Source organism: Nostoc sp. 2RC, assembly GCF_014222165.1.
GTDB lineage: Bacteria > Cyanobacteriota > Cyanobacteriia > Cyanobacteriales > Nostocaceae > Nostoc > Nostoc linckia.
In genome coordinates, this window is record NZ_JACKZU010000250.1 from 1 (window position 1) to 11984 (window position 11984).

At 44.0% G+C, this 11984-nt stretch carries 9 protein-coding genes and 1 pseudogene; 6 read left to right on the top strand and 4 right to left on the bottom strand.

All coding sequences use genetic code 11. The features are described 5' to 3' along the window. Positions 1–108: 108 nt before the first annotated feature. The 3 genes from GNE10_RS23795 to GNE10_RS23805 all read right to left on the bottom strand — a co-directional run bounded on the left by GNE10_RS23795 (position 109) and on the right by GNE10_RS23805 (position 4743). The gene (locus GNE10_RS23795; protein ID WP_185567273.1) at positions 109–1332 is read right to left on the bottom strand and encodes a type II secretion system F family protein; all 1224 of its coding nucleotides are present in this window, start codon (positions 1330–1332) and stop codon (positions 109–111) included. Between the two features lie 172 nt (positions 1333–1504). Then, entirely contained in the window at positions 1505–2629 is a 1125-nt protein-coding gene (locus GNE10_RS23800) for a type IV pilus twitching motility protein PilT (RefSeq protein ID WP_185567274.1), read from the bottom strand. A 101-nt stretch (positions 2630–2730) separates the two neighbouring features. Continuing rightward, positions 2731–4743 (bottom strand): GspE/PulE family protein, encoded by a 2013-nt coding sequence (locus GNE10_RS23805; RefSeq protein WP_185567275.1) that lies wholly within the window; start codon positions 4741–4743, stop codon positions 2731–2733. A gap of 510 nt (positions 4744–5253) precedes the next feature. Between GNE10_RS23805 and GNE10_RS23810 the strand changes: the two genes are divergently transcribed. The 3 genes from GNE10_RS23810 to dnaK all read left to right on the top strand — a co-directional run bounded on the left by GNE10_RS23810 (position 5254) and on the right by dnaK (position 9699). Then, a complete protein-coding gene (locus GNE10_RS23810; RefSeq protein WP_185567276.1) occupies positions 5254–6465 on the top strand; it encodes an RNA-guided endonuclease TnpB family protein in 1212 nt (403 codons plus the stop codon). A 203-nt stretch (positions 6466–6668) separates the two neighbouring features. Next, entirely contained in the window at positions 6669–7418 is a 750-nt protein-coding gene (grpE, locus tag GNE10_RS23815) for a nucleotide exchange factor GrpE (protein ID WP_185567277.1), read from the top strand. A 322-nt stretch (positions 7419–7740) separates the two neighbouring features. Further along, positions 7741–9699, top strand: a complete 1959-nt coding sequence (gene dnaK, locus GNE10_RS23820; RefSeq protein ID WP_185567278.1) for a molecular chaperone DnaK — start codon at positions 7741–7743, stop codon at positions 9697–9699. A 236-nt stretch (positions 9700–9935) separates the two neighbouring features. Here the strand turns inward: dnaK and GNE10_RS23825 are convergent, their stop codons facing one another. Beyond that, a complete protein-coding gene (locus GNE10_RS23825) occupies positions 9936–10226 on the bottom strand; it encodes a hypothetical protein (protein WP_143861700.1) in 291 nt (96 codons plus the stop codon). A 145-nt stretch (positions 10227–10371) separates the two neighbouring features. On the opposite strand from GNE10_RS23825, the gene dnaJ reads away from it, so the two are divergent. The 3 genes and pseudogenes from dnaJ to GNE10_RS36575 form a co-directional block, all read left to right on the top strand. Then, the gene (gene dnaJ / locus GNE10_RS23830; RefSeq protein ID WP_099068109.1) at positions 10372–11502 is read left to right on the top strand and encodes a molecular chaperone DnaJ; all 1131 of its coding nucleotides are present in this window, start codon (positions 10372–10374) and stop codon (positions 11500–11502) included. Continuing rightward, the gene (locus tag GNE10_RS23835; RefSeq protein ID WP_099068110.1) at positions 11502–11759 is read left to right on the top strand and encodes a sulfurtransferase TusA family protein; all 258 of its coding nucleotides are present in this window, start codon (positions 11502–11504) and stop codon (positions 11757–11759) included. The genes dnaJ and GNE10_RS23835 overlap by 1 nt, the downstream gene beginning before the upstream one ends. Next, positions 11756–11863 (top strand): annotated as a pseudogene (locus tag GNE10_RS36575) (ribosome small subunit-dependent GTPase); the annotation flags it as partial. The gene GNE10_RS23835 and the pseudogene GNE10_RS36575, both read left to right, overlap by 4 nt. Positions 11864–11984 lie beyond the last annotated feature (121 nt).

Here is an 11984-nt window from a genome sequence, read left to right on the forward strand (position 1 = left end):
TCCTAATTCTTAACTCCTACCTCCTAACTTCTAACTCCTACCTCCTAACTTCTAACTTCTAACTCCTAACTTCTAACTTCTAACTCCTAACTCCTAACTTTTAATCTCTTATCCCAATTTTTCAAATACCTTAAACATTGGTAAATACATTGCCAGCAAAATTGTACCAACCATTCCCCCTAGAACCAAAATCATAATTGGTTCTAAAACACTAGTGAGTGCTTTTACAGCTTGCTCAACTTCATCTTCATAGAAGTCAGCAACTTTCATCAACATTCCATCTAATTCCCCTGTTTCTTCACCGATACTAATCATCTGAATTGCCATAGCTGGGAAAACTTGATCTCTTTGCAAAGCAATGCTAATCATACCTCCTTGTTGAATCTCTAAGCGGGCTGCATCTATAGCATTAGCAATTACTTGGTTTCCTGATGTATCTCGGACAATTTCCAAGCAAGTTAAAATTGGCACACCTGAACGAGTCAAAGAACCAAAAGTCCGGCTAAAACGTGCAACGGAAGATTTTTGAATTAAGTCGCCAAATAAAGGCATTTTCAGAGAAAGGCGATCGATTGTTTGGCGACCAACAGGAGTTTTAGCATATCGTGAATAGGCCATTTTCAATCCTACAAGTCCACCGATAAGCCCAAAAACCTTAGGACTTCTCAAAAAGATACTAGCATCCATCAAAAATTGAGTTAGAGGCGGTAATTCAGTTCCAATTTCTGTGAAAATTTTCGCAAAAACGGGAATCAGAAAAATAGTCATACCGAGAAATATAGCAACTGCTATAAAACCCACAACTGTTGGATAAGATAACGCTGATTTAATTTGGTTTTGTAAGCGGGCAACATCTTCTAACAACTTGGCTAAACGATTTAAAACTTCGTCTAGAACACCACCAACTTCGCCGGCTTGAATCATACTCACATATAATCCATCAAAGCACTCAGGATGCTTCCGCATTGCCTCTGAAAGATTCATTCCAGTTTGAACATCGTTGCTAATCTCCACGAGAGCTTGTTTGAGTTTAGTATTACTACACTGTTCAGAAAGTACCCCTAGACTTCTAACAATTGCAACTCCCGCATTCATCAAAACAGCAAATTGACGGGAAAAAACTGCTTTGTCTTTAACAGACACTTTGACAAAGGAATTTTGGATTTTCTTTATATCCAATCCTGCTTGAAAGCCTTTAGATTCTTTAAGATCTTGAACTACAAAACCTTGTTCTCTAAGACTAGTACGAGCTTGTGCTAAAGATTCAGCACTAATTTTTTCTGTTCGAGATTTTCCTTGAGAATCCCGAACGCGAGCAACAAATGTTGGCATAAACAAATAAATTCAAAATAGTTGTTAGTTATTGGGTATGGGGCATTGGGCATTGGGCATTGGGCAAGGGGAAAAGGAGAAAGATTAAATTTATTCCTTTTCCCTTTTCCCTTTAACCTTTTCCCCTACCTCAAGAGCCTCCCCATCTCCCCATCGCCCCATTTCCCCATCATCAATGTGCTTTAACAGCCCCGGCTCCTGGTTTTGCCCCGGCTGGTGGTGTAGAACCACCGATGAGACGTTGGATTTCATCTGGTTTAGAAGTTTTAGACATTGCTGCTTCAAAGGAGATTGTTCCAGCTTTGTAATAGTCGGCTAAAACTTTCTCTAGAGTTTGCATCCCTAACTTGCCGCCGGTTTGAATGGCTGAGTAAATTTGTGATGTTTTACCTTCTCGAATTAAGTTAGAAATAGCTGGAGTTACAATTAAAATTTCTTGAGCCATTACCCGACCATATTCACCGGGTTTGGGATTTTTCTTAGAAACTAATGTTTGGCTAAATACTGCTACTAAAGAGTTTGATAATTGTACCCGCACTTGAGTTTGTCTTTCATGGGGAAAAACGTCGATAATCCGGTCAACGGTTTGTGCAGCAGAACTAGTATGTAGCGTACCGAATACTAAGTGTCCTGTTTCTGCTGCAGAAATTGCCAAGGAAATTGTTTCCAAGTCCCGCATTTCCCCCACTAGAATAATATCTGGATCTTCCCGTAAAGCTGCTTTTAAAGCATTAGCAAAACTCTTGGTATCTTCGCCCAATTGCCGTTGGTGAACTAAACTTTTAATTGGTTCGTAAACGAATTCAATGGGGTCTTCTACTGTTAATATATGCTCTGCTTTAGTGCGGTTAATTAAGTCAATCATTGCCGCTAGGGTTGTTGTTTTCCCGGAACCTGTAGGGCCTGTCACCAAAATTAGTCCTCTGGGCTTATCGGACATTTCCCGCACCACATCAGGCAGACCTAATTTTTCAAAGTTAGGAATCTTAGAACTTAATGCCCGTAAACAAGCAGCATAAGCACCACGTTCTTTATAAACATTCACCCGGAACCGAGCCAGACCTTTAACACCATAAGAACAATCTAATTCCCAGGTTTGCTCTAAAGTTTTACGCTGAGTATTGTTGAGCATACTAAAAATCAGCCTTTGACACTGATCTGCTGTCAACACATGCTCACCTATAGGAGTTAGTTTGCCACTGATGCGGAAGTAAGGAGGCAAACCTGCGGATAAATGCAGATCTGAACCTCCCATTTCAATCATCTGCTCCATCAAGTCTTCAATCATCATTTCCATAGTTTTGCTTCCTTTTAATGTTTGTTATTTGTCTTTTGTTATTTGTCATTTGTCAGTTGTTTTAAGTTACTAAGCATTGACTAATGACTAATGACGAATGACTAATCTTGAAAACGAGATGTCAGACAGTAGGGACAATCTAGCCATTCTGGTTTCAAGGTGGCATCACAAGTCCGACAGGTAAGACCTGTCTTGCGTTTGGCTTTTAATTCTGCTTCCAAACCCGTATCTGTAAAGGTCACCCGTTCTACTTCTTCGAGGGTAGTGGAGCCTTGACGTACTAAGTCCAGACTGTAAGCCAGCAAAGTTTTCATGCCTTCTTCTACCGCCACTTCTTTGATACGTTCTGTGGGTGCTTCTTCGTTGATTAGGGTTTGTAGATTTTCGGTGACTCGCATGACTTCATAAACACCACAACGCCCTTTATAGCCGACGCCATTACAAGCTGGGCAAAGCTGATTTTTAGTTTTGGCTTCTGCGATCGCTTCTAATGTCAAAGTGTTAGCTTTGTAGAAAGTGACTTCCACTTCAGAGGACGCTGACAGACCATAACGTGCCAATTCCTCAGTTGTGGGAGTGTAGGGAATCCGACATTCAGAACATCCCCGCCGCACCAAACGTTGAGCCAAAACGCCAATCAGGGAACTAGAAACCATGAAAGGCTCTATTCCCATTTCTCCCAAACGAGCGATCGCTCCTGGGGCATCATTGGTATGTAAAGTAGTTAATACTAAGTGACCAGTTAAAGCAGCCTCAATAGCTGTTTTTGCGGTTTCCTTGTCCCGCGTTTCACCCACCAGTAATACATCTGGATCTTGTCGCAAGAAAGCCCGCAATGCTGTAGCAAAATCCAGCCCTTTTTCTCGAATCACCTGTACTTGAGTAATCCCTGGAAGACTGTATTCGATCGGGTCTTCTACAGTACTGATATTAATTCCCGGATCGTTCTTTTCCGCCAGCGCCGAATACAGCGAGGTTGTTTTACCGGAACCAGTCGGCCCAGTCACCAAAATTAGACCAAAGGGACGGCTAACCATATCCTGGACAATGTGTAAAGTCTCTGGATCGGTAATTAATTTATTCAATCCGAGTTGGGTAGAAGAATTATCCAAAATCCGCAGCACCACCTTTTCCCCGTAGCGACTGGGTAAGGTATTTACACGGAAGTCTACTTTGCGTCCCTCAAACATCCGGCGGATGCGTCCATCTTGAGGTAAACGCCTTTCAGCAATGTCTAAGTTAGAGATGATTTTAAATCGGGCTGTCACCGCCGGGATGATTTTTTTCGGCATCAGCGGGAAAGCTTCGCGTAGCACTCCATCTTTACGAAAGCGAATGCGTAAGTTTTCTTCTTGTGGTTCCACATGAATATCGGAAACTTTTTCATGCAGCGCTTTAGCGAGGATTCTGTTGACAAGGTTAATAACTGGGGCATCTTCAGCGCCCTTCATTGCTGCCCCTAGATCCGCCTCCATCTCTTCAGGGGCATCTTCAATGTCGAGATTTCCGAGATTTTCTAAATCCTGACTAATATCTGTAGAGCTTTCTCGTTCTAGGTGCTTTTGCCGAACAGCCAGGTCATCCAAATATTGGTTGATTACCTGTTGGTAATCTTCCTGTGTAATCACCATCCGCTGCAATGCCAAGCCTTGGGGGCGCAAGATACGATTGAGATCGTCGCAAGCCTCCAGATTATCTGGAGCAACCATCGCCACTAGAACTGAAGGCGGGGTTTGGTCTTCGTGTTTAGACAGTGGCACCAAACGATGACGACGGCAGATATCCACTGGAATCAAGGTATCAATCAGGTTGCCCACCATCGTACCGGCAAAGGAGTTGACTTCTGGATCGAGGAACTCAACACCGTAGAGTATTTTTAGTTCAAATAACTGTTGTTTTTTGTATTGCCTGAGCAGTTCGGGTGATAGTTGTTGGCCAGTAATTGACTCTAATACTTCCGTTAGCGGTCTACCGGATTTACGGCTTTCAATTAGTGCCTGTCTCATCTGTTCGCTATTAACATAGCCAGATTGCACTAGCTTGTTGCCAAAGGGCGAAAACTCTGTTCTAGTAGTTAGAGCGGTACTGCGCCGTTGTGGTGACGAGTGAGTCATAAATCAGCAATTGATTTGGGGAAAACCTCTGGTTAGAGTATTCCCAGCATGTGACACAGAATTCTCATCGCTCAAAAAACTTCTCACCAGAACAAGACAAGAGAATGGAATTTCATGTTGATGGTTAACTGTTGACGATTAACTTGAAAATATTGGTTCTTTGCGATCGCTTTTGTGTACACATTGCTGCCAAAATTGCATCTCACACACTACGTTTATTGCTTGGTCGTCGTTTTGGTATTAATGTTCTCACTTTCCAATCTCAACCTATTTAATTCACATTAGGTGTGAATCGTTAAATTTTAAGTAGTAACCCATTAAAAACCCGATCCATAAATTCACATGAGGGGTGAATCAAATTCAGCGCCACCCTTGCAGAATACTTACTCCTGGAGTTACGCTAGCGAAAAACTGGGGTTAAAGCCTCGCCCGCTTACGATCAATGTTATTCTACTAACCGAGCCAGCGATTTTTAGAATTGTAGTAAAATAGAGTCGGGAGGTAACAAGCGTGTTTAACCTGACTTACGAATTCAAGCTAAAACCAACACAAAAACAAATATTACTGTTTGAAGAATGGATAGAAACTCATAGACGGGTTTACAACCATGCTTTAGCTGAACGTAAAGACTGGTATAAGTCCCGTAGTTGTCAAGTAAACGCTTGTAACCTCCATAGCTGCTATATCATTCCTGCTGAAGCATCGCGCCCAACATTTGCAAGCCAGTGCAAATCTTTAACTGCTGCACGTCAAGAAAATGAGTATTTAAGACGAGTTAATGCTCAGTCTTTACAGCAAACATTGAGGCGACTTGAAAAAGCTTTTGTGAGTATGTGGGAACAAAATCATGGATTCCCAAGATTTAAAAAGCCAGGACGGATGCGGTCTTTTTGTTTCCCGCAATTAGGGCAAAATCCGCTCACCCTAGGTCAGGTAAAATTGCCTGTAATTGGTGCTGTAAAAGTGCGTCAATCACGAAGCATTCCTGATGGTGGAATTATCAAGCAAGCGCGTGTGGCAAGAAAAATTTCTGGATGGTATGTGATGTTAACCATTCAATGGGATGTATCCATACCAGAAAGGTTCCCACACGGGGAAGCAGTAGGAATTGATGTAGGTTTAACTAATTTTGTTGCAACTTCTAATGGTCTTTTAGTTAAGCGTCCAAAGTTTTTTGTTGATGCCGAACGCAAGCTTAAATTGCTGCAACAGCGCGTCAAGAGAAAACGCATAGGCTCGAACAATTGGCGTAAAGCCCAAAGAAAAGTTGCTTCACTGTATGAATACGTTGCCAACTGCCGCAAGGATTGGCACACAAAGCTATCTCATCAAATCTGCAACGATAGTGGGATGGTTTTTATTGAGGACTTAAACCTTGTTGAACTATCCCGTGGAATGTTGGGCAAGCACTGTCTAGATACAGGATTTGGGCAATTTTTCAGTATTTTGGATCGGATTTGTTTTAAGCGTAGTGTCTATTTTCAAAAAGTAGATAGCCGTAAAACAAGCCAAATCTGCCCAAACTGCCAAAGCGTGACGGGCAAAAAAGATTTATCAGAGCGTATTCATAATTGCTCAAATTGCGGCTATACAACCCATAGGGATGTCGCCGCTGCACAAGTAGTTCTCCAGAGGGGACTTGCAGCCGTGGGGCACACGGTCAAGATGCTTGCTGAGGGGAAATTCGTCGGAATCCCTGTGAAGCAAGAATCCTCAGCATAACGGCTCAGGAGTGTCAATCGTTCGGGTTACCGCACTAGGAGTGTTTCAACTAGCGTGTTCACCATTTGTCACAATAAGATGACGGTGATATCACTCCAGAAACTTGTTGGCAATAAAATCAGCCTCAGTTGCAAGTCGTCAATGACGACAGTTGCAAACTATGGGGATGTAGTGCCATAAAAAGCATCTGGAATCATTAGACAATGATGGATGAAAATAAACAGATAAACAATACAAGCCAGCAATTGGGTGAACCAACAGAGGTAAAGCAAGCAATGAAAAGCGACTCCCCAGCCCCAATCAATTCCAATGAATCTGGCAGCGAAGTTACTGAGCAAGTGGCAGCCCAAACCAATGTAACGGCGGATACGGCTACTTTTGGTCAAGAAAATGGCGTCGCTGCCAGTGAGAAAGCTGAACTACAAACAGCAGCTTTAGCAGAACTGACTCAACAAATCGAGTCTCTCAAAGTACAACTAGAAGAACGTAGTACTCAATATATGCGGATTGCCGCTGATTTTGAGAATTACCGCAAACGCACTAGTAAAGAAAAAGAAGAGCTAGAGGCACAGATGAGGCGGAACACGATTCTGGAGTTGTTGCCAGTGGTGGATAATTTTGAACGGGCGCGATCGCACCTCAAACCCCAATCCGATGGGGAAATGACTATCCATAAAAGTTACCAAGGTGTTTATAAACAATTAGTAGATACCCTGAAACGTTTGGGTGTTTCACCAATGCGTCCCGAAGGTCAAGAATTCGATCCCAACCTGCACGAAGCAGTAATGCGGGAACCTACGGATGAACATCCTGAAGGAACAGTGTTAGAAGAGTTAGTGCGCGGATATTACTTGGGGGAACGCGTGCTGCGCCATGCAATGGTCAAAGTAGCTGCTCCCAAGGAAGATACACCTGCTGCACCAGACGATCAGTCGAGTCAAGCCTTTAGTTAAACTGTAACGGCTCGCCTCGCTGATGGATTCTAGCAGAGGCGAGCATCATTACTGAGTATTGGAAGATGAGGGGAATGAGGAAGACGCGGAGAGTGGGAGACGCGGGGACGCGGGGAAAGAAGATGCGGAGAGTGGAAGACGCAGTAGCTCTTAATCAACTCTTCCTGTCCCCGTGTCTCCGTGTCCCCGTGTCAGAGCGTCTTTTTCCCTTACCCCCATTCCTAAATGCTGAAGTTTTGAGCTAACCTTGGTTCGCAGCAACAAAAATTAATCCGCGACATCATAATTACAGCATAAAAACTCAGTAAAAATACTGGTAAATATGGGAAAAGTTATTGGGATCGACTTAGGCACTACTAACAGTTGCGTCGCAGTTTTGGAGGGCGGTCAACCACTTGTAATCTCCAATTCTGAAGGGGGACGAACTACTCCAAGTATTGTGGGATTTGGCAAGGGTGGCGATCGCTTGGTGGGTCAACTGGCAAAGCGCCAAGCGGTAACCAATGCCGAAAACACAATTTACAGTATTAAAAGATTCATCGGTCGGCGTTGGGAAGATACTGAAATAGAACGCGATCGCGTACCATACAACTGTGTCAAAGGTCGAGACGATACCGTTGATGTGCAAATTCGCTCAAAAAATTTTACGCCACAAGAAATATCTGCCATGATCCTGCAAAAGCTGAAGCAGGATGCGGAAAACTTTTTAGGAGAAGCTGTCACTCAGGCAGTGATTACCGTACCAGCATATTTTACAGATGCCCAAAGACAGGCAACAAAAGATGCCGGTACTATTGCTGGATTAGAAGTATTACGAATCATTAATGAACCAACGGCTGCGGCTTTAGCTTTCGGATTAGATAAACAAGAGCAAGAACAGTTAATTTTAGTCTTCGACTTGGGAGGAGGAACCTTCGACGTGTCGATTCTGCAACTAGGGGATGGTGTTTTTGAAGTTAAAGCGACTTGTGGTAACAACCATTTGGGTGGAGATGACTTTGATAATGCGATCGTGCGTTGGATGATCGAACGCTTCCAGCAGCAGGAAAAAATCGACCTTTCCCAAGATAAGATGGCACTCCAACGCCTACGGGAAGCAGCAGAAAAGGCAAAGATTGAACTCTCCAGTATGGTCAATACCTCCATCAATTTGCCTTTTATCACCGCCGATGAAAGCGGCCCCAAGCATCTGGAGATGGAACTGAGCCGGTCGAAATTTGAAGAACTTTCAGGGCAATTAATTGAAGCTACCATCGAACCGATGATCCAAGCCCTTAAAGATGCAGCTCTCAAACCACAAAACATAGATCGGATTATTTTGGTGGGTGGTTCTACTCGCATTCCCGCAGTCCAAAATGCCTTGATCAAATTTTTCAATGGCAAAGCTCCCGATCGCTCCATCAATCCTGACGAAGCTGTAGCATTAGGAGCTGCTATCCAAGCAGGGGTTTTGGGTGGTGAAGTCGATAATCTCTTACTATTGGATGTCACCCCATTGTCTTTGGGGATTGAAACCTTGGGTGAAGTATTCACCAAAATCATTGAACGCAACACCACAATTCCTACTAGCAAGTCACAAATATTTTCCACAGCAGTTGATGGACAAACTTCCGTGGAAATTCACGTCCTCCAAGGCGAACGGGCAATGGCACGAGACAATAAAAGTCTCGGTAAATTTCTCTTAGCAGGAATTCCCCCATCACCCCGTGGTGTACCGCAAATTGAAGTATCCTTTGAAATTGATGTCAATGGAATTCTCAAGGTTGCAGCCCAAGACAAGGGCACAGGTAGAGAACAGAGTATCAGAATTACCAATACAGGTGGTTTAAGTAATAACGAAGTCGAACGGATGCGCCAAGAGGCAGAATTGTTTGCCGAAGAAGACAGAAGACGTAAAGAACTGGTTGAACTGAAAAACCAAGCAGATAACCTGTTGTTCAGTTACGAATCCACCATCAAGGATAACGGTAACTTCATCGGCGAACAGATGAAAACCTTGGCTAGTGAAAAAGTCACACAACTCCAAGCTGCAATGATTGACTCCAGCATTTCCACGGCGGAATTTCGGCAGCGCCTAGACGACTTTCAACAAACGTTGTTTGCCATTGGTGCCGATGTCTACAACCGAGCTAACAGCCAAACCGACGAAATTGACCAACCTTCAGCTAGTGTGTTTACGCCAGAAATAGACTCAGCTATGAACGGTACACTCATACCCCAATTCAACTTTGATTTTGATGAAGAAAGTACCGCACAAGCTGATTATGAAGCGATAGATTAAAGGTTGGGTATGGGGTATGGGGCAAACTGGGCATGGGGAAAGGGAAAGGGGTAAGGGGAAAAGGGGAAAGAATTAAATTTATTCCTTTTCCCTTTAACCTTTAACCTTTTCCCCTGCTTCCCCAATGCCCAATTTTGAGATTTTTCTTAAAACACTTTAATATATTTAAATATATTGATGCTAAATTTAGCGAAGTTTCACAAAACCCCAGCCGTTTGCTAAATTGTAGAAGCAAATCACTGTGGGCTAAACGGTGTGCTAGTTGAGATGCGATCCAAAGCATATGGGTGGTTTTCCACACCTGATGGTGCGGCTAGCCCCTCTGGTTGATGGGCGGGGTTTTCCTCTCCTACGTAGCACAATTGTAAAAGAGACAGCAAACTCGGCAGTGAGAAGTTTGAACAGGGATTTTCTCTGTTTACAACTGTTTCTGTAATTTTTGTCGTCTCCCACGAGGAAAGTACCTGTTGCTCAAGATTTGTCGGTGATTTTTGTAAAAGGTAAAGGGTAAAATCAATTATTAACAAAAATTAATTTTATCTTCTGCCCATTCTCCGGCAAGCCGCCCTCCTAAAGACGCTTTCTAGGCAAAACGCTTTTTTGTAGGGTAGCAAGTAACTGTAACGTTCTACTGCCTCCTGCTTTGTTCCTTCTAACTTTTACCTTTGCTATATGGCCCGCGACTATTATGAAATCCTGGGTGTCTCTCGTGACGCCGACAAAGAAGAAATCAAACAAGCTTACCGCCGTTTAGCCCGGAAGTATCACCCAGACGTGAACAAAGAAGCCGGGGCGGAGGAACGCTTTAAAGAAATTAACCGCGCTTATGAAGTACTCTCAGAACCAGAAACCCGCGCTCGTTACGATCGCTTTGGGCCGGAGGGTGTCTCAGGAGCCGGTGTAGGCTTCCAAGATATGGGCGATATGGGCGGCTTTGCTGATATCTTTGAAAGCATTTTTAGTGGGTTTGCTGGGGGTATGGGTGGCCCGACGCAACAACAAAGACGCCGCAGCGGCCCTGCGCGAGGTGATGACCTGCGGCTAGACCTAAAGTTAGATTTCCGGGAAGCAGTATTTGGCGGTGAAAAAGAAATCCGCATTTCCCATTTGGAAAATTGCGAAGTTTGTAACGGTTCTGGTGCAAAACCAGGAACTCGTCCGCGTACTTGTTCAACTTGTAGCGGATCGGGTCAAGTTCGTCGCGTTACCAGAACACCCTTCGGTAGTTTCACTCAAGTATCTACTTGTCCCACTTGTAATGGAACAGGGATGGTAATTGAAGATAAATGTGATGCGTGTGATGGCAAAGGCGCGAATCAAGTAACAAAGAAACTTAAAATCACCATTCCGGCTGGGGTGGATAATGGCACACGCTTGCGGATTTCCAATGAAGGAGATGCGGGTCAACGTGGCGGCCCTGCTGGGGATTTGTACGTTTACTTGTTCGTCAATGAAGACGAAGAATTTCAACGAGATGGCATCAATATTCTCTCGGAAATTAAAGTTAGCTACTTGCAAGCAATCTTAGGTTGTCGGTTAGAGGTGGATACGGTAGACGGGCCAGTGGAACTAATCATTCCTGCGGGAACCCAGCCGAATACGGTGATGAAATTGGAAAATCGCGGCGTACCGAGATTAGGAAATCCAGTAAGTCGAGGCGATCATCTGTTGACAGTATTAATTGATATTCCCAACAAGGTGACACCAGAGGAGAGGGAATTGCTGGAGAAACTGGCTAAAATTAAAGGAGACCGTACTGGCAAAGGTGGTTTAGAAGGATTCTTGGGAAATCTGTTTAAGTAATGAAATCCTCTTCTATTTCAACTCCTGATGCTCAACTTGATTTACGCGGCACCCCGTGTCCGATTAATTTCGTGCGGACAAAACTACGTTTAGAGAAAATGCCATTAGGGGGCTTGCTAGAAGTATGGCTAGACCCAGGAGAACCAATTGAGCAGGTTCCCGATAGTTTGACAATGGCAGGTTATCAGGTAGAAAAAATTACAGATTGCAGTAGTTATTTTTCCCTGTTAGTGCGTCGTCCAGTTAATAACCAATGATAGGGGAAAGTTTTGCCGCAACTGGACAGTTATTGGGTACTGTGCTAGCTGTGCAGGCTAATTTTTATCGCGTACAGCTGGATGTGACAGACGTGGAGACGCGGAGACACGGAGACACGGAGATACGGAGACACGGAGATACGGAGATACGGAGACACGGAGACACGGAGACACGGAGACACGGAGACACGGAGACACGGAGACACGGAGACACGGAGACACGGA

Excerpts from the sequence above, each read along its gene's own strand:
- GNE10_RS23795 (WP_185567273.1), bottom strand. The coding sequence starts at position 1,332 with ATGCCAACATTTGTTGCTCGCGTTCGGGATTCTCAAGGAAAATCTCGA.
- GNE10_RS23800 (WP_185567274.1), bottom strand. The coding sequence starts at position 2,629 with ATGGAAATGATGATTGAAGACTTGATGGAGCAGATGATTGAAATGGGA.
- GNE10_RS23805 (WP_185567275.1), bottom strand. The coding sequence starts at position 4,743 with ATGACTCACTCGTCACCACAACGGCGCAGTACCGCTCTAACTACTAGA.
- grpE (WP_185567277.1), top strand. The coding sequence starts at position 6,669 with ATGATGGATGAAAATAAACAGATAAACAATACAAGCCAGCAATTGGGT.
- dnaK (WP_185567278.1), top strand. The coding sequence starts at position 7,741 with ATGGGAAAAGTTATTGGGATCGACTTAGGCACTACTAACAGTTGCGTC.
- dnaJ (WP_099068109.1), top strand. The coding sequence starts at position 10,372 with ATGGCCCGCGACTATTATGAAATCCTGGGTGTCTCTCGTGACGCCGAC.
- GNE10_RS23835 (WP_099068110.1), top strand. The coding sequence starts at position 11,502 with ATGAAATCCTCTTCTATTTCAACTCCTGATGCTCAACTTGATTTACGC.